Here is a 17,929-nt window from a genome sequence, read left to right on the forward strand (position 1 = left end):
TTGGTCAGTTCGAGATGTTGTGAATATCAAGGAGTGTCGTGCGGCTGTTTTGCCTGAAGTAAGGAATGGCCTCTTCGATGAAGTCACGCAGTCCTGGTGTGTCATATCCCCTGCGGATGAAGACCCAGGCTTCAAGAGGATAGTAGTTTATGGAATGTCTGCCCCTCAGCACGTCGGCGATAGCCTGTCCCGCTGCTCCGCCTTCGGCGTCGGATGGATATTGGTAGAGGATCACGCTGACCATGTTCCCATCCTTGTCGAAGATATCGGTATGGACATTGGTAACACAGGCGTGAGGCTGGCATGATGAGAACATGAGGAAATCACCCTTGCGGAAATCGCCTCCTTCAATATTGACGCCGGAGATTGATGCTTTGTAGTTTTCTATCAGATATGACTGAAGCTTCTTGTTGAGAGCACGGAATCTGGCGGAATTTTTGAAGCTCTCCTCGCATTTCATGAATTTCATGGCGTTTTTTTTGTCATGATGTTCTAGTGCATAGACATATTCGGGATAATCCAAAGTTTCTGTCCAGTCGGAAACCCCTTGTTCCTTGGCAAGTTTGTCACGCATGCGGTCCGGATGCTCAAAGCGGCATGAAGCCTGTGTATCTGCGGCTTTTGCCGTGACATTGGCCAGAGCGAGAAGGGCGGCTATTACAAGGAGCGTTTGGGAGCGTTTGGGAGCGATGGATGGTGTGATGCATGCGTTTTCTCCTGATTCTTTGTATAAAAGACTGATGTCGCCTCGTAGGACTTGTGCATCGTTTTGGGCCCTTTGCTTCCCGATGATGTTCGGGAAGTAACTTTCTATGTCGTCGGCCGCTTTGGAGACCTTCCCTTCAAGAAATTCCTGATAGAGATGCCGCTTTATTTGGTTGTCGCCGGGGTGCCCGAAGTTTGGTCCCATGACATAAGACAGATCTACTAGGACCGTCTTGACAGGTTCAGACAGGTTATCGAAAGCGTGAGGGACCTGACTGTTTCTTTCAAAGCGTTTTTGAGTATGGTTCGTAATCTGGTTGAAAGTGATATTGGACAGACAGTCCACTTCATCCTTTCTGAGCTGGAGGCGGTGTTTTTTAATGGATAGATAGTCCTTTGTTTCCTGTCCATGCAGGCCTTTGTGATTATGGTCTGTCGCGAAAAGGATATCTGGTATTCTGTCGAGTGTTTTCTCTACTCTCGTACGCAACTCCTCAGGTACATCTTTTGCAGCTCTGATGGTTCTTTTGAATTCTTCCCGTGTATGCTGTGCCAGATCCACACCATGGCCGACTGTTACACCGGAGTTGCCGCCTCCAGGGTAATAACCATTCAACTGTATATGTGGCTTCCCACCTTCGTGGTCATAGACGAATCCACGATCCCCTGTAGTCAGGCCGTGCTTAGGTTGCGGGGATGAAGAACATGGATATTCGGCAAGCTGTTCCTGCTGAGGCTTTTCTCTTACATGGAGCCCATCTTCTTCTGATTGTTGGTCTTTGGCTTTTACCTGTTTTAAGAAGTAGTCTTGCGTGTGGTCTGACATCTGAGCCTTGCCTCATCCGAAGAGAAGGCAGCTTAGGTTCTATTTCGTTAAAATAGAGATAATAGGGTGTTGCTGTTGTCGTTACTTGGGATGATTAAGGAATTTTTCGAATTCATCGTTCTGCCATTTTAATTTCATGGGACGTCGTAATGTTAATTAAACAAAAATGTTTCATTTAAATTTATGCTATTTTGATTTTTTCTGTTTTTGAAAATTATTATTGTATAGATTGCATTGTTTATGACATTATAAAAAGACTGTCATTTGTCGTCAGGCCTTTAATTGGGTTGTTCGGTCATGGTAGTTTGTTTCTACTGCCCTGAAAACCATGTTCCCACGGCATCATTCTCACTCCTGGCTAGAGCTGCATTTTCTGTATCAGGGCACGTTTGCAGATAGGCACCGCGCACAGCCTTTGTTAGATCGGCATCATATCCAGACCACGGATCAAAGACTCTGATATTGAAATATATCTGATTAGGACCCACACAGGCGGGGCCACCAGACGTTCCCATACCGACGTAGGGAGCAAGGCACAGAATGGTCGAGCAAGCTGGCGAGCTGCCCCCCATTTTATTGATGTTATCCAACATCTTTCCAACTTTTTTTCGCATGTGTTTTCTTACGTACGGAAAACCATCGGGAAAGGCGTGAGCTGTCTGGAGGGTGGATACAAATAAAAGAGGTAGTAAAATAATTACCTTAATTATGTTTTTCTGATGGTATCTCATCGTATTTCTCCAGATTGACGCAAGAGACCATTTTTTCTGCCGTGCGTGGGTAATTTGTAGAGAAAAAATGTTAAATAATTTATAATTCTGATTAATATAATCGGTGAACTAATTGTAACTATAAGAGAAAATTGATTCTATTATTGAGGTTGCACGCTCTGGCGAGCGGAAAAGCAGATTATCATGGAGTTGCATGACGGCTATCTGCGTTAATTCATGAGGCATACTCAGACGGGATTGAGGGTGTATTCTTCGGGCTTCAAGAGGGCCGTTACTTGTTGTTGGTCTGGAAAATTCAAAATGTCGTCGCCTAGGAGAGGGAGGGCTTTCGTAGAAGGGGACGACATCTTGTGTGAGTCGCTCAAGAAAACCACAGGATATTGTGTCTTCTGCGCCTCAGAGTCGACGGCTTATAAAAAACTTTAATAACTCCAATAATTGGCTGTTTTCTCGACTCTTTATGCGTCCCGTTAGGGAAAGGGCGGCATTGTTCATGATCTTTCTATTGAAAGTGAGAAGAGTTCTCATCTAACGTCATTCGTGAAGCAACTCGCAGAGAGAGGGAGACGCCTCATGAATATCATTCAGATTGCAGACCGGCGTAACGGCTATGGCGCATCCATGAAGACACTGGCCCGGGAAGAGCAGACGGCCCTGTGGGCACTGCGGTATCTTTTGGGGCCAAGCTGCTGGCGGCGTTCCATGTCTCTGTCCGGGTTGTTAGGGCAGGAGGCAGAACGCCTTCAAGAGCGGTTTAAGGCGCTTTTCCTGCATGCTGTCTGCGGGACGGCTTCGTTGGAATATTCAGCAACGGAAGAGCATCTTCTTAATATTCTAGCCGATATGCAGAATGCACCAGAGGAACAAGTATTACATTCTGAGCTGGGAGAGGCTCTGATGCATCTTGGTTCGGCATTGGCTGCTTATGGGTATTGGCTGCCTGTGCGTGGGAAGGTACAGGCAGTTGCAGAGAAGATGCCGATGCCTGCGCTGGCACAGGATAATTATCCAGAGATGATGGAAGCAGCAGAATAAGTAAATTTCAGGGTACTATCTGTTGTCTCGTGCTTATTCTGCCTTGAAACTGTGGGTGTGGCAGTGTTTGTATATGGGCTTCTTATTACAAACAGCCGGAGCCAGCGGTGGAAGTTCAGTCCATAACCTTTCCTGAAGGTATAACCCTTCAATGTGGGGAGAAGGTTGCTCCGTTACGGGTTGCCCATCAGACATATGGCACTTTGTCGCCCAAGCGGGATAATGTCATTGTTATATGCCACGCCTTTACGGGAGATCAGTATGTTGCCAGCCCACATCCCGTTACTGGGAAGCCGGGCTGGTGGTCTCGTATGGTGGGGCCGGGCTTGCCGATTGATACGGACCGTTTCTTTGTCATCTGCACGAATGTGTTGGGCGGATGTATGGGAACGACAGGGCCGACAAGTGAGCGAGCTGGTACAGGGCGACCATGGGGGAAGGACTTTCCACCCGTCACCATGCACGACATCGTTGCGGCTCAGGTGAAACTTATTGATCATTTTGGCATTGATAGGCTGTTTGCCGTTATCGGTGGGTCGATGGGTGGCATGCAGGTGCTGACGTGGGCGACAGATTACCCAGACCGGGTTTTTGCCGCCATGCCGATTGCGACATCACCGTTTCAGTCTGCACAGAATATTGCGTTTAATGAAGTTAGCCGTCAGGCTATTTATGGCGACCCGAACTGGCATGGTGGAGACTATCAGGCTCATGGTGTCATTCCGGCTCGTGGGCTGGCAGTGGCTCGGATGGTCGGCCATATCACCTATCTTTCTGAAGAAGCCTTAACCAGAAAATTCGGTCGGGAGATCAGGCCCGGAACCGTGCCATCTTCTGGTGATCCATTATCGGCCCTGCCATTTGGTGGAATGTTTCAGGTGGAGAGTTATCTGCGGTATCAGGGCTCCAATTTCACACGGCGTTTTGATGCTCATTCTTACCTGACGATTTCGAGGGCTATGGATTTTTTTGACCTGGGCAGTGAACATGAGGGCAATCTCTCAGCTGCATTTCGGGGCGTAAAAACCCGTTTTTGTGTCGTGTCTTTTAGTTCGGACTGGTTGTTTCCAACGTCTCGCTCTCGCACTTTGGTGCGGGCGATTAATCAGGCCGGGGGGCATGTCTCCTTTGTGGAGATAGATAGTGACCGAGGTCACGATGCTTTTCTGCTGGAAGAGCCGGACTTTGATAGAACTATTCGGGGATTTCTAAACGGAATGGCGCGGCAGGCAGGTTTGCCGGCAGGGGAGTGCGATAATGCGGTTTGATCAAGAACTGATCGCCAGCATGGTGGCACCGCATAGTCGGGTTCTGGATATTGGCTGCGGTGATGGAAGCTTGATTGGCTATCTCTCGCGGGAAAAAGACTGCGATGCTCAAGGGCTGGAGCTGGATATGAAAGCGGTCACGCAGTCTGTGGCGCATGGTCTGCCTGTCATGCATGGGGATGCTGATGACATGCTGGCCGATTATCCCGATGGAACTTTCGACTACGTTGTGCTGCAACGCACGCTTCAGGCCGTTGATTGCCCACGGGATGTCTTACGGCATATGCTAAGGATTGGTCGCTCTGCTTTGGTTTCTTTTCCCAACTTCGGACATTGGCGGCTACGTTGGCATCTGTTGCGGACAGGGCGAATGCCAATGACGTCCGTTTGGCCGACACCGTGGTACGAGACGCCCAATATTCATCCTTGCACAATTTATGATTTTTTTGCGTTGTGCGAAGAAGACGGGTACGAGGTCTGCAAGTGGATGGTGGTTAATGGCAATCGTCAATCCCGTTTGGCAGGAGCTTCACCACATTTAGCCAATCTTTTCGGTGAACAAGGACTGTTTCTTCTACGCCGCAAAAGGTAAGGTAAGCTTGGAATTTACAGAGACGTTAATAAGGTAGAACACCAAAAAATAACATTCTGTTTTCCTTTGCTTTTTTCGAGATGGAAGAAAATTGCTCCTGTCACTAAATGAGGCGATAGAAGGGCAGTGCGTTTTTCCTCTTGTTATAAGACAAATAGAGTCCTATTTTCGGACGAGGCGAGCGGAGCCCATCGTTAGGGAGAGGCTCAAACGTCCATTTTATGCGGTGTTGCCAGATGGATTTGCTGGAATAACGCCGGTTTTGAGGAAGAATCATGAGCAGTTTTAAAGCTCTCGGTCTGGCGGCCCCCATTTTGCAGGCCCTGGATGGAGAAGGCTACACGACGCCAACCCCCATTCAGGCCGGGGCAATTCCCCATCTCATGGAGGGGAAGGACCTTCTCGGTCTGGCACAGACAGGGACAGGGAAAACAGCAGCATTCGCTCTGCCTATCCTTCACTACCTGCTGGAACATCCCCGCAAGGCTGCCCCCCGCAGTGCTCGTGTTCTGGTTTTGGCTCCGACAAGGGAGCTTGTGGCACAGATTGGTGACAATTTTGCTGCCTATGCCCGCCATATGAAATTCTCTCACGCCGTGATTTTTGGTGGTGTGGGGCAGAATCGACAGGTCGAGGCTATGAAGCGTGGCGTCGATGTTATGGTTGCTGCGCCTGGTCGTCTGCTAGACCTCGTAGGACAGGGGCATATTGACCTTTCCACGCTGGAAATTGTTGTGCTGGATGAAGCCGACCGTATGCTGGATATGGGCTTTGTCCATGATATCCGCCGGATTGTGGCTCGCCTGCCAGAGAAGCGGCAGACGCTGCTATTTTCTGCAACTATGCCATCTTCCATCCGTGAGTTGGCACATTCCTTGTTGAAGGACCCGGAGACAGTACAGGTTACGCCGGAGTCCAGCACAGTGGATCGCATCCGTCAGGCTGTTTTGTTTGTAGACTCGACCCAGAAAAAAGAAGCCCTGATGATGCTGGTTAATAGTGACCGTGTCGTGCGGGCTGTTGTTTTCACGCTCATGAAGCATGAAGCCAACAAGGTTGCAGAGTATCTCAGTAAAAATGGGATCCCGGCGGCTGCCATTCATGGCAACAAATCGCAGGGTGCTCGTGAGCGGGCCATGCAGGGTTTCCGTGATGGTAGCGTGCGTGTGCTGGTAGCTACAGATATCGCTGCCCGTGGCATTGATGTTGACGAAGTGTCCCACGTTTTCAATTACGACCTGCCTAACGTGCCAGAGGCTTACGTCCATCGTATTGGGCGGACGGCTCGTGCCGGGCGGGACGGTTGGGCGGTGTCCCTTTGTGATGCCGAACAGCGTGCATGGCTACGGGATATTGAGAAACGTATCGGTAAGGCTGTGCCGGTCATCACCGATCATCCGTATCATTCTGCCGATGCGCAGAATTCTACCCTACCGCCGCCCGTCCTCGGCGGTGGCCGTGGCGGACGTGGTGGTCGCAATGGTGGTGGTCGTGCAGGCGGCGGGCGGGGACGGTCTCCCCAGCAGTCCGGGTCTCGTTCGGCAGGGGCCGGACAGGGTGGTGCTAGGAACAGGCGGCGGCGTTCTTCCTAAAGATTCAGCTGTCATGTTTGCACGGATAAGCAGCCTCGCATTTTGCGGGGCTGTTTCTGTATGGGGCTATGCCTACATAAAATAGCGGAAAAGCCATGATGGAGGAGCTGTTACCCCATGAGTATTACGAAAATCACAAAGCCAGCTGACTTGATCTGGGGGCATGGCCCTCGGGACGTAACGTTCTTTCTGGAACCGACATGTCCTTTCAGCGTCCGTGCTTCTCGCAAACTTATGCCGTTTTTAGAGCACGTAGGGGAAGATGTACTGACCCTTCAGGTCGTGCTGCACTCTCAGCCGTGGCATTTGTTTTCTGGTGTATTGATGCGGTGCATCTTGGCAGCGGCGGCGTTACCGGATGGCCGGGACAAGGCATGGCAGACTTTACGAGCGATTGGGGACCACCGGGAAGAATTTGAGTTTTTTCATCATTGTGAGGGGGCGAATATGCAGACCACACCAGATGAGCTGATAGCCCGTCTGGAAGTTTATACTCGTCTTGCTCTGGCAAAGCCTTTTCATCTGGCAAGTGTAACAGATGCCATGAAGGCCCACACCCGCTATGCCAGAGAGAACAGCATCCATGTATCTCCGACTGTCATTTTGGATGGCAAAGTAGATGACCGTTTTCAGAGCGGGCAGTCCATTGAGGAATGGGCGACTCTTCTGAGGTGAGGGAGACCTTCCTCAGGAATAGTAAAAGAATATGTAAGTATTACCATGTCTTCATGAGTGTGTAACATGTTGGCCATGGAAGATGATGTAATGGTGACCGCACGCGGGAAGCTATTTACTTGGAAGGATATATGATGAAACGCACTGGCATTTTGATGGGCATTGCATGGCTGGGGACAATTGGTCTTGGTGCCTCGAATCCGACAGCGGTGCAGGCGGCTCCTTACGATGGGCAGATCAGGCAGGTTAGTGATGTTCGTGACCGGAACGGCTCCTATGTCGGCAGTATAGACGGGTATGGCATCATGCGGGACCGTAACGGTTCTTCCATCGGCAGCTTGGAACGGGATGGTACTATCCGTGATCGGAATGGTTCTGCTTTTGGGAGTATGGATCAGGATGGCATCGTGCGTGATCGCAATGGCTCTTCTGTTGGCAGTCTGGATAGGGACGGTACTGTCCGAGACCGCAACGGCTCTGCCGTTGGGAGCATAGATAGGGATGGTATCCTGCGTGACCGAAACGGCTCTTCTGTGGGGAGTATAGATCAGGGCAGCATGGGGGGATCGCTTTCTGGAAGTGATCGGACAACGGGAGCCCTTATCCTGCTGAACCGTCTTCCCCGATAATTCTGATCGCTATCGTGTGATAGTGGGGAGTGTTTCATGAGGTGTTTCGGAATTTTGATGATGACCGCTTGGCTCGGCATCATGGGCATGTCGTTTCATGATGCGACAGCGACGCCGTATGACTATCAGAACCCGGCAGGGTCTGGGCAGGACCGGGTAGGGGATGTGTATGGTGTTGGTGGGCAAGCGGCTGGGCGTGTAGGTCGGGACGGATACCTCACAGATGCTCACGGTATGACGGTTGGCCATATGGATAGCGACGGTTTTCTGTATGATCTACATGGAGGGCGTGTAGGGCGTATCAGTCAGGGCGGCTACCTGTCTGATGACCAAGGTTCCACTATCGGTAATGTTGATCAGGATGGGGCAGTTTATGGTCCTAACGGGGTGCCGGCTGGGCGCATTCTTCAGGATGGGACGCTGCTGGATGCATCCGGCTCTTTTCGGGGCCGTGTTCCGCCTGCGGATCGTACGGCAGGGATGTTGATGCTGCTTGGTCATATGCCGAGCTGATATGCAGGCCAGCCTTGCATGAAGTGCGCTTGTTATCTGCATGGTGGGCTTTCACCGTGGAGACGAGGCGTATGACGTCTCTCTCCAACAGGGGATAACGGCCCTGTTTAGGACAGGGTCTGTCATTCAGAGTGAAAGGCCAGAAAAATGCCGACAACAGCATCACATGAGCATAAAGCACCGCGCGCCAGCAGTTCTTTGCATGAGTTGGCCCGTAAGGCCGTTCATACGCCGAAGTTGCTGACAAAGGAGGAGATCATTCGTCTGGCGGATCATGTCCTGAAAAGCGGTGAGCATGCCACCGAAGAAGAGCATAAAATCGCCAAGAAGGCCCATCACAATCCCGAAGGGTTAGAGGCTACCCAGATTACGGCCCTTGGCAAGCGTGCCGAGCATGACCACCGGGGCTGACTGATTCTATAGGCATACGGTTTTAGGTCTGCCGTCTCCGGTGGGGAGGGCAGGCCTTTTTTACTGTTTTATTGCAGGCGCGTGCGCGCACGTACTGCTCACTTAAGTATGTGATGCCCGGTTCTAAGGCGCGCATGGGCTTATTGGTTTTGTCGGATGTAGGCACTGCTACTTGATAAAAAATCATCAACAATCAAAAGGTGGTCTGGTCTTGCGCATGTGTGGACGTGTCCATTCTGTCCAGATAAGCGGATAGATTACCGGCCTTGTAAAAGGCAGTCTTTCCCCCTTATTGTTACATGTAACGGGAGGAAGCTATGGCATCGACAACCAGAAGTTATGACCGTGTCCGCAAGCATCGGGAAGCGATGAAGCGGGCCGGTATGCGCCCTGTTCAACTTTGGGTACCCGATACAAGGCGTCCTGATTTCACCCGCGAGGCCTCGCGACAGGCGCGGCTGATACGGGCTTGCGATGAAAAGCAGGGCGATGAATTGGCTTTCTCTGAGCTGGCCGCTGCCCAGATTGAGGGCTGGGAGTGAGGCGGGGCGATCTGGTCACGGTTGCCTGGCAGGGAGACCTTGGCAAACCCCGTCCGGCTTTAATTATACAGGCAGACAGCTACCATGAGACGGCCAGTGTCGTTATTCTGCCCGTAACAGGCACCATACAGGACGCCCCCTTATTGCGGCTGACAGTGGAGCCCGATGGCATCAATGGCTTGAAGAAGACATCCAGCATCATGATTGATAAACCATCGACCATACAGCGCGGGAAAATAGGCCCTGCGTTTGGGCGGCTTCATGATTATCAGATGGTGGAGATTACGCGTCTGTTAGCTGTGTTTCTGGGAATGGCCTAGGGCAGTTCCCGCGTGGTGCTCTCAAATGTGGGGGGCGGTTATGTTGCGGGGAAAGAATCGGAAATAGCCACGCGTTTGCGTGAAGTATGGACGAAAGTAAGGACTGGAAAAGGGGTTCACCTGAAAGGTGGCAGAAAACTGCCCTTTTTAAGGGTACTTATGGCGGATGGGGTGGGATTCGAACCCACGGTACGCTTCCACGCACGCTGGTTTTCAAGACCAGTTCCTTAAACCGCTCGGACACCCATCCGTTTTATTTTTTCCCCTAACAGGGATGGCCTTCTGATACTGATTCAGCTTCGGCCCGTCAAGCTGTGAAGCAGGATATTGGTACTTGTGGCGGAGCAGGCAGAGGAAAGGCCGCTCCATTGTAGAACGGCCTTCCTTAATCCCCGCATAGGCGGGGAACAACTTATGGTGAACCAATCGATATAGTGAGCTAGCGGTTCATCCCCGCTAGGGCGGGGAACTGATAGTTTTGTTTATTTTTTGCCTTTTCTTTTGTGGGTAGGATCAAGAGTTACTGCTACAGAAATATTAATGTGTAGATTGGGATGCCTGCCCCAAATGGGAAGGAAGATAAAACTGGCATGTGACCAGCACTGTATGGTAGAATGCACGATATCATGGAGCATGATACGTCTCCTTAGTTGAGGGGATCGAGAGGGACAGAGGCGGGGGTTTCTGTCCCTTTCTGTGTTTGTATGTATCTTAGTTTGCGCTGTCAATCGATTTAATGCGCTAGCATGATGATTGTTCTCTTCTGGTTGCATCAAGAGCCTCAAACTTCGCCTTCATCGTCGCATTGCCCCGGGTGAGACGCTTGATCGTGACGTCCTGTGCTTTGTCGTTGGCTAGGCGCAGATTGTTACCTGAACTCAGCAGGTTGTCCTTGATCTTCTGTAGGTGGGAGATGGACCTGTCGATCTCCTCAATCGCCTTGCCGAACTGCCGCTGGGCAAGGTCATAATTGCGGGAAAAGCCGTTTTTGAACGTCTCCAGCTTTTCCTCGAAGTTGGTCACATCGATATTTTGCTGGCGTGTCAGTTCCAGTTCCCGCTTATAAGCCAGTGCCTTTGTGGACGCATTGCGGAGTAAAGAGATGATCTGAAGGAAGAACTGCGGGCGGATGACGTACATCTTCGGGTAGCGGTAGGAGACGTCCACGATGCCCGTATTGTATAGCTCATGCTCGGGCTCCAGGAGAGAGACGAGCACGGCGTATTCGCATTTTTTCTCCGTGCGGTCTTTGTCCAGTTCCTTCAGGAAGTCTTCATTTTTCTTTTTGGTAGCGGTGCTGTCATTCTCGTTCTTCATCTCGAACATGATGGAGATGATTTCCGTTCCGCTTTCGTCTGTATCCCGAAAGATATAGTCGCCTTTGCTGCCAGAGCGGGCGTCATTATCCTTCTCAAAATAAGCCCGTGGGAAAGCCATGGCACGAGCACGATTGAACTCCACTTCGCAATGTTGTTCCAGCGTTTCACCAACCATCTTGGTAGAGAGGCGGGCTTTCATGTCTTTCAGCCGTTCGATGTGGTCATCACGGTCCTTTAGTTGGAGTTCGTAACGCTCTTTCAGCTGGTTGGCGGCGATGCTGTTTCTCAGTTCGGTCTCTTTGAGAGTGCTTTGCAGGGCATCACGTTCTTTTTGTACGGCATCAACTGCTTTGGTGATGGCGAGCTCATTCTCTACGGCATTGGCGGAGAGCTTTGCCTGTAAAGCCTGAATGTCCCGCTCTTTTGCTTGTAATGCTTCCTGTAGCTGTGCCTTCCCTTCGGCTTCGGCGAGGCGGGCAGCTGTCTGGCGGTCAGATTCATGCCGTTCAAGCTGGCTCTTCAGAGTTTGTATTTCAGTATCACGCTCATGAAGGGCTCGGTGCATTTCTTGTTCTTGAACGAATTTGGCCTTTTCTGCAGCAAGTCGCTCTTCCTGCGCTGCCGCTTCTAACTTTTCATGCAGTTGCTTGAAAAATTCCTTGTCCCGTACTTGTTTGGCGATATCGGCATAGCCCGCATTATCCAGCGAGAATGTTTTGTGGCAGTGGGGACAGGTGATGTCATGTGTGGTCATGTCGGTGCCTTTCAAGAAGAAACGAGAAGGGAGGAATGGCTTTGGGGAAGGGTAAGCTGATTTATGGAGTTATTTTCAGATGTAGTCTGAATCCGTTCGTATTCGGGGCTTCCAGGCCGGGGCGTAGCTCTCTCGTCTTGGGAGCGTAATCGCCACTAGTGGCTGAACGGAATGGAATGGGGGCTGTTGTCTCCAGCGTGGCAAGACGCTCCCGGTAGCGGTCCACAAGTTCTGAAAAACCTTCGCCACGTTCTTCCAGCCGGTCGGCACTGTACACGAGGAAAGAGGGTAGGGTGGCAAAGCCAGTGTAGAAGAGTGTTCCGTGTGTGAGGGGGAAGAGGAGGTCATCAATGGGGCCACAGATGCCTCGGGCGGAGTAGTCATGCTCTGTACCGCCGATCGTTACGCTCAGCATGGCCCGTTTGCCCTTCATGCAGCCATCGCCGTAGCTTTTGCCTGTGCCGTAGGCAAATCCGGCAGAGAAGACACGTTCAATCCAACCTTTTAGGATAGCCGGGGCCGAGAACCACCAAAGAGGAAACTGGAAGATGACGGTATCGGCCCAACGGAGTTTTTCCTGCTCCGCCTTCACATCCTCTGTTAGCTGTCCCGCCCCATAGGCTTGTGCGGAAGCTGCTGCGACATTCAGTGGGGTGGTCGCACTATGAGGAAAATCAGCCTGATCAACGGTGGTCTTCCAGTCCATTCGGTACAGATCAGACAGCTGAACTTCATGACCAAAGGAGGTCAGTTCACGGGTGGCGATATCCACCAGGGCCCCATTGAGGGAGTGGCGTTCAGGATGGGCAAGGACGAGAAGGACATTCACGGCACAGACTTTTCTGCTTTATGCGGGGAAACTATCTCTCGGCAGGCTACGCTCCCATGCAGGGGGAGGCAACGGCTCTGGAGCAGAGCCCGTGTTCTTACAATCTTCTTGACGGAGGGCGGTGGAGGCCGTAAAGGCGTAGGAAGTTTACGGACACGTCACTCCGCGAGGGTTCGCGCAGTGGCGCGTTTGTCATGGAATTAAGGATAGCCCGTGTTCGAGCAGCTCTCTGGTAGAATGTCGAAAGTTTTCGAAGGTCTCTCCCGTGGGGAGAAGCTTTCGGAGGGTGACGTCACCGAGGCCATGCGCGAGGTCCGTCTGGCCATGCTGGAGGCCGACGTGGCCCTGCCCGTGGTGCGCAGCTTCGTCAGCAAGGTGAAGGAGCGTGCCGTTGGCGGTGAGGTGCTGGATGGCGTCTCTCCCGGCCAGGCTGTGGCGAAGATCGTCAATGATGCGCTGATTGAGGCTCTGGGTGGTGCCGGTGCGGTGCCGTTGAACCTGTCGGCCCCGGCTCCTATTCCTTATCTTCTGGTCGGTCTTCAGGGTGCTGGTAAGACCACAACCGCCGGTAAGTTGGCTCTGCGTCTTGCCAACCGTGAGCGGAAGAAAGTGCTGCTCGCCAGCTTGGACGTGCAGCGACCGGCAGCCCAGCTCCAGCTCCAGCAGATTGCCGAGCAGGTGGGCGGACGCACGAACGGGTTAGTCGCTTCCTTGCCGATCGAGCAGGGGCAGGGGCCTGTCGATATCGCCCGCCGTGCGCTGGATGCAGGGCGTCGTGAAGGGTTTGACATCGTCATTCTCGACACCGCAGGGCGCCTAGCCATTGATGAGGCCCTGATGGATGAAGTCCGTCAGGTCCGTGATGTGGCGAAGCCGGTAGAAACACTGCTGGTTGTCGATGCCATGACAGGTCAGGATGCCGTCAATACCGCACAGTCCTTTAAGGACCAGATCGGCCTGACTGGCGTCATCATGAGTCGCATGGATGGTGATGCCCGTGGTGGTGCTGCCCTCTCCATGAAGGCTGTAACGGGAGAACCCATTAAGTTCACCGGCTCCGGTGAGAAGATGGAGGCTCTCGAAGAGTTTCATCCCGAGCGTGTTGCTGGGCGTATTCTGGGGCTTGGCGATGTCGCCGGGCTGGTGGAAAAAGCGTCCGAGCAGCTCGATCAGGAAGAAGGTGAGCGTGTTGCCAAGCGGATGCTCGCCGGTAAGTTTGATCTGAATGACTATGTCTCGCAGATCAATCAGATCAATCGCCTTGGCTCTATTTCCGGCATTCTAGGTATGCTGCCGGGTATGGGTAAGCTGAAGGATAAGCTGGCGGGGAAGGATCTGGATACGTCCATTTTTAACCGTCACAAGGCGATCATTTCCTCCATGACAGCACAGGAGCGCAGCACACCGGAGATCATCAAGGCGTCACGTAAGAAGCGTATCGCTCTTGGTTCTGGTACGAGCGTTCCGGAAGTCAACCGGCTGCTGAAGCAGTTCAGTGAGATGTCCACCATGATGAAGCGTCTCAATAAAATGGGCGGTCTGACTGGTCTGATGCGTGGCATGGGGGGTGCCGGTGGTCTGGGCGATATGTTCAAGGGGATGGGAGGTCCGGGAGGACGTCCACCTTTTGGCTGAGTGTCCTCTTGGCTGTCTGTCTTTTTGTAATGTTCTGATGATGCAGGAGTTATTATGAGCCTGAAGATCCGTCTGTCCCGCGCAGGTGCGAAGAAGCGTCCGTACTACCACATCGTGGTTGCCGACAGCCGCAGCCCGCGCGATGGTCGCTTTGTTGAGAAGGTGGGTGCCTACAACCCGATGCTGCCGTCCGATCACGCTGACCGCGTGCGCCTGAATGATGAGCGCATCAAGCACTGGCTGGAGAATGGCGCACAGGCAACCGACCGTGTCGCTCGTTTCCTCGGCCATGCTGGTCTGGCACCGAAGCCGGCTTTCCGTGAGCAGCCCAAGAAGTCCGCTCCGAAGAAGAAGGCTCAGGAGCGTGCAGCTAAGGCCGCTGAAGCCGCTAAAGAAGCCGAGGCCTAATCAGGCCTAAGCGGGAGATTTCTTCTTGTCACACCGTCCTTCACAGTCGGATGTTTTGGTCGCTACGATAGGCCGTCCGCATGGCGTGCGGGGACTCGTGCGTCTGCATCCGGCAACAGAACATCCTGAAACACTTGAAGAACTCGGGTGCCTTCATGATGAGACGGGCACCGTGTGGCAAATACGCTGGAAGGCCCCGGGTATTGCTGCCGTTCTAGGACAGGACGGACAGCCTTTGCCAGACCGGACAGCGGCAGAAAAGCTGGTGAACCGCAAGCTCTATGTGCCTCGTGAGGCTCTGCCGGAAGTAGAAGAGGATGAGTTTTACCATATCGATCTGATCGGTATGGAGGCTGTCCTTACTTCTGGGGAAACTGTGGGGCGTGTTGTCAGTGTCCATGATTATGGGGCTGGCACTAGTCTGGAGCTGGAAGCAGGGCAGTTGATTCCTTTTACTATGGCTTGCGTGCCGGAAGTGGACATGAAGGCAAAACGCCTCGTGGTCGTTCCGCCGGAAGCTGTGGAGGTAGAAGGGGATCTAACTGGTGAGGTGGAAGTCCGGTCATGACATGGCAGGCCGACATCCTGACCCTCTTCCCGGAGATCTTCCCCGGCCCGCTGGGCTGCTCCCTTGCGGGGCGTGCTCTGGAGCGGAATCTGTGGGCCTGCAGAACGCATGACCTCCGTCCCTTTGGGCGGGGTGTTCATAAGGCTCTGGATGATGCCCCATTCGGCGGGGGCGCAGGGATGGTCATGCGGCCGGATGTGCTGGATGACGCTCTGACCAGCGTAAGGCAGGCAGATGATGGACGCCCGGTGATCTATCCGACACCACGAGGCCATCGTCTGGAGCAGAAGGATATTGCACGCTACGTTCAGGGAGAGGGCGTTGTCATTCTCTGTGGGCGGTTTGAAGGAGTCGATGAGCGGGTGCTGGAGAAACATGCGATCGAACAGGTCTGCATGGGGGATTTTGTCCTTTCTGGGGGAGAAATACCGGCACTGGCACTTCTTGATGGCTGTGTAAGGCTTCTGCCGGGTGTCATGGGGTCCGCTTTGAGCGGCGAGGAGGAAAGCTTCTCTGCTGGTCTGCTGGAATATCCCCAGTACACACGGCCTGCCACATGGGAGGGGAGGGATGTCCCACCCGTCCTGCTTTCTGGCAATCATGGGGAAATCGCCCGTTGGCGAGATGAGAAATCCATCGCTGTAACCCGTACACGCCGCCCGGACCTCTGGGCCGTTTACGAGCAGCAGCAACAGAGTTGAGTTTTTTTCAGGAGTTTGAAGCATGAACATCATTCAGCAGTATGAGGCGCGCGAAATGGAGCGTCTTTCCGCTATTCGTAGCGTTCCTGAATTCGCCGCCGGTGACACTGTACGTGTCGGCGTGCGCGTTGTTGAAGGTACACGTGAACGTGTACAGGTCTTCGAAGGTGTCGTGATTGCCCGCTCAAACCGCGGTCTGGGCAGCAGCTTCACGGTGCGTAAGGTGTCCAACGGCGAGGGTGTGGAGCGTGTTTTCCCGCTTTTCTCCCCGGCAATTGCTGATATTACGGTTGTTCGCCGTGGTAAGGTTCGTCGTGCGAAGCTATACTACCTCCGTGGCCGCTCTGGTAAGTCCGCTCGTATTGCCGAGCGTCCGCGCGATATCAAGAAGGAGGGCTGATTTTTCAGCTCTCATAAGGAGATGAGAGAGAATGCAGAATCCGGTTACCCCTAGAACTTTGTATGACAAGATCTGGGACGATCATGTGGTGAAAACCCTTGAGGACGGAACGAGCCTTCTCTACATCGACCGCCACCTCCTTCATGAGGTGACCAGTCCGCAGGCTTTTGAAAGTCTGCGGGCTGCTGGCCGCCCTGTACGGCGTCCTGATGCCACGATGGCCGTGGCAGACCACAATGTCCCGACTTCTGATCGCTCCCAGCCGGTAGAAGACCCGCAGAGCCGCCTCCAGATCGAAACGCTGGAAGCGAACGTCAAGGAGTTCGGCGTCCCTTATTTCCCATTACGTTCCCGCCAGCAGGGCATTGTGCATGTTGTTGGGCCAGAGCAGGGCGTTTCCCTGCCGGGCATGACAATCGTCTGCGGTGATAGCCATACGTCCACGCACGGAGCTTTCGGCTCTTTGGCGTTCGGTATTGGTACGTCCGAAGTGGAGCATGTGCTGGCCACCCAGACCCTACTTCAGAAGCGCAGCAAGAATATGCGTGTGCGGGTGGAGGGTGATGTTGCTCCGGGCGTGACCGCAAAGGATATTATGCTCAGCATCATCGGTCGTATTGGTACGGCCGGAGGCACCGGTCATGTGATCGAATTTGCCGGTTCAGCCATTCGTAAGCTGGATATGGCTGGGCGCATGACGCTTTGTAACATGTCCATCGAAGCCGGTGCCCGTGCGGGCATGGTGGCCCCGGATGAAACGACCTTCAATTACGTCAAAGGCCGTCCCTTTGCACCGCAGGGTGAAGCCTTCGAGCAGGCCGTTGCGTATTGGAAGACGCTGGCTACGGATGAAGGTGCCCATTTTGATGAAGAAGTGGTGCTGGATGCTGCCGAAATCAGCCCGTCAGTGACATGGGGTACAAGCCCTGAGGATGTGCTGCCCATTACCGGTACAGTGCCCCGCCCCGAGGATTTTGCAGACCCCGCCAAGGCTGAGCGCATCCGCCGCACGTTGGCTTATATGGGGCTGGAAGCTGGGCAGAAAATTGCTGGTACGCCGGTTGATGTCGTTTTTATTGGCTCCTGCACGAACAGCCGTATTGAAGACCTCCGGGCTGCCGCAGCCGTGCTGAAAGGCCGCAAGGTAGCAGAAGGCGTGCGCGCTATGGTTGTGCCGGGGTCTGGTCTTGTTCGCTATGCGGCGGAGCAGGAGGGGCTGGACAAGATTTTCCGTGATGCAGGGTTTGAATGGCGTGAGGCTGGCTGCTCCATGTGTCTGGGTATGAATCCCGACAAGCTGAGTGCCGGGCAGCGTTCAGCTTCTACATCCAATCGTAACTTTGAGGGACGGCAGGGGCCGGATGGCCGTACCCATCTCTGTTCCCCCACTATGGCCGCCGCTGCAGCCGTGACGGGGACACTGTGCGATGCACGGGACCTGCTGGAACCGACAATGGCAGAAGGAGCCGCCTGATC

19 protein-coding genes and 1 tRNA gene are annotated in these 17,929 nt (G+C 53.3%); 16 read left to right on the forward strand and 4 right to left on the reverse strand.

Going from position 1 to position 17,929, the window contains the following annotated elements; translation table 11 throughout:
• Positions 1-4: 4 nt before the first annotated feature.
• Positions 5-1,531, reverse strand: coding sequence for a pesticin C-terminus-like muramidase (locus CPA57_RS00080; protein WP_182080452.1), 1,527 nt, complete (start codon positions 1,529-1,531; stop codon positions 5-7).
• A gap of 1,304 nt (positions 1,532-2,835) precedes the next feature.
• Here CPA57_RS00080 and CPA57_RS00085 point away from each other — a divergent pair.
• The 10 genes from CPA57_RS00085 (at position 2,836) to CPA57_RS00130 (ending at position 9,839) form a co-directional block, all read left to right on the forward strand.
• The gene (locus CPA57_RS00085) at positions 2,836-3,297 is read left to right on the forward strand and encodes a hypothetical protein (RefSeq protein ID WP_077395774.1); all 462 of its coding nucleotides are present in this window, start codon (positions 2,836-2,838) and stop codon (positions 3,295-3,297) included.
• A 107-nt stretch (positions 3,298-3,404) separates the two neighbouring features.
• Entirely contained in the window at positions 3,405-4,565 is a 1,161-nt protein-coding gene (gene metX / locus CPA57_RS00090; protein WP_182080454.1) for a homoserine O-acetyltransferase MetX, read from the forward strand.
• A complete protein-coding gene (gene metW, locus CPA57_RS00095; RefSeq protein ID WP_077395770.1) occupies positions 4,555-5,157 on the forward strand; it encodes a methionine biosynthesis protein MetW in 603 nt (200 codons plus the stop codon). The genes metX and metW overlap by 11 nt, the downstream gene beginning before the upstream one ends.
• 275 nt (positions 5,158-5,432) lie before the next feature.
• A complete protein-coding gene (locus CPA57_RS00100) occupies positions 5,433-6,749 on the forward strand; it encodes a DEAD/DEAH box helicase (RefSeq protein ID WP_182080456.1) in 1,317 nt (438 codons plus the stop codon).
• 117 nt (positions 6,750-6,866) lie between these two features.
• Complete coding sequence (locus CPA57_RS00105; RefSeq protein ID WP_182080458.1) at positions 6,867-7,424, forward strand: DsbA family protein; 558 nt, start codon at positions 6,867-6,869, stop codon at positions 7,422-7,424.
• 131 nt (positions 7,425-7,555) lie between these two features.
• Positions 7,556-8,053 (forward strand): 5-fold beta-flower protein, encoded by a 498-nt coding sequence (locus CPA57_RS00110; RefSeq protein ID WP_182080460.1) that lies wholly within the window; start codon positions 7,556-7,558, stop codon positions 8,051-8,053.
• Between the two features lie 36 nt (positions 8,054-8,089).
• Positions 8,090-8,566 carry a 5-fold beta-flower protein gene (locus tag CPA57_RS00115; protein ID WP_182080462.1) on the forward strand — a complete coding sequence of 159 codons (477 nt, stop codon included), beginning with the start codon at positions 8,090-8,092 and terminating at the stop codon, positions 8,564-8,566.
• 147 nt (positions 8,567-8,713) lie between these two features.
• Entirely contained in the window at positions 8,714-8,977 is a 264-nt protein-coding gene (locus CPA57_RS00120; protein ID WP_182080464.1) for a hypothetical protein, read from the forward strand.
• A gap of 317 nt (positions 8,978-9,294) precedes the next feature.
• Complete coding sequence (locus tag CPA57_RS00125) at positions 9,295-9,519, forward strand: antitoxin MazE family protein (protein ID WP_182080465.1); 225 nt, start codon at positions 9,295-9,297, stop codon at positions 9,517-9,519.
• The gene (locus CPA57_RS00130; RefSeq protein ID WP_182080467.1) at positions 9,516-9,839 is read left to right on the forward strand and encodes a type II toxin-antitoxin system PemK/MazF family toxin; all 324 of its coding nucleotides are present in this window, start codon (positions 9,516-9,518) and stop codon (positions 9,837-9,839) included. Before CPA57_RS00125 ends, CPA57_RS00130 begins: the two co-directional genes overlap by 4 nt.
• A gap of 160 nt (positions 9,840-9,999) precedes the next feature.
• On the opposite strand, the gene CPA57_RS00135 is transcribed toward CPA57_RS00130, so the two are convergent.
• The 3 genes from CPA57_RS00135 to CPA57_RS00145 form a co-directional block, all read right to left on the reverse strand.
• Positions 10,000-10,089: transfer RNA gene (locus CPA57_RS00135), tRNA-Ser, on the reverse strand.
• A gap of 491 nt (positions 10,090-10,580) precedes the next feature.
• Positions 10,581-11,912 carry a DUF2130 domain-containing protein gene (locus CPA57_RS00140; RefSeq protein WP_182080469.1) on the reverse strand — a complete coding sequence of 444 codons (1,332 nt, stop codon included), beginning with the start codon at positions 11,910-11,912 and terminating at the stop codon, positions 10,581-10,583.
• Positions 11,913-11,973: 61 nt separating this feature from the next.
• The gene (locus CPA57_RS00145) at positions 11,974-12,741 is read right to left on the reverse strand and encodes an NAD(P)H-dependent oxidoreductase (protein ID WP_182080471.1); all 768 of its coding nucleotides are present in this window, start codon (positions 12,739-12,741) and stop codon (positions 11,974-11,976) included.
• Positions 12,742-12,954: 213 nt separating this feature from the next.
• On the opposite strand from CPA57_RS00145, the gene ffh reads away from it, so the two are divergent.
• The 6 genes from ffh to leuC are packed head-to-tail and all read left to right on the forward strand — an operon-like array spanning position 12,955 to position 17,927.
• Positions 12,955-14,376: a signal recognition particle protein gene (gene ffh / locus CPA57_RS00150; protein WP_182080473.1), complete on the forward strand. Its 1,422-nt coding sequence runs from the start codon at positions 12,955-12,957 to the stop codon at positions 14,374-14,376.
• Between the two features lie 54 nt (positions 14,377-14,430).
• Positions 14,431-14,784 carry a 30S ribosomal protein S16 gene (gene rpsP, locus CPA57_RS00155; protein ID WP_182080475.1) on the forward strand — a complete coding sequence of 118 codons (354 nt, stop codon included), beginning with the start codon at positions 14,431-14,433 and terminating at the stop codon, positions 14,782-14,784.
• A gap of 25 nt (positions 14,785-14,809) precedes the next feature.
• Positions 14,810-15,352 (forward strand): ribosome maturation factor RimM, encoded by a 543-nt coding sequence (rimM, locus tag CPA57_RS00160; RefSeq protein WP_182080477.1) that lies wholly within the window; start codon positions 14,810-14,812, stop codon positions 15,350-15,352.
• Positions 15,349-16,053, forward strand: coding sequence for a tRNA (guanosine(37)-N1)-methyltransferase TrmD (trmD, locus tag CPA57_RS00165; protein WP_182080479.1), 705 nt, complete (start codon positions 15,349-15,351; stop codon positions 16,051-16,053). Before rimM ends, trmD begins: the two co-directional genes overlap by 4 nt.
• Positions 16,054-16,075: 22 nt before the next feature.
• Positions 16,076-16,453: a 50S ribosomal protein L19 gene (gene rplS / locus CPA57_RS00170; protein ID WP_077395743.1), complete on the forward strand. Its 378-nt coding sequence runs from the start codon at positions 16,076-16,078 to the stop codon at positions 16,451-16,453.
• 31 nt (positions 16,454-16,484) lie between these two features.
• The gene (leuC, locus tag CPA57_RS00175; RefSeq protein ID WP_077395742.1) at positions 16,485-17,927 is read left to right on the forward strand and encodes a 3-isopropylmalate dehydratase large subunit; all 1,443 of its coding nucleotides are present in this window, start codon (positions 16,485-16,487) and stop codon (positions 17,925-17,927) included.
• The last annotated feature ends 2 nt before the right edge of the window (positions 17,928-17,929 follow it).

Origin of the sequence: Bombella favorum, from assembly GCF_014048475.1 — a bacterium.
Lineage (GTDB): Bacteria > Pseudomonadota > Alphaproteobacteria > Acetobacterales > Acetobacteraceae > Bombella > Bombella favorum.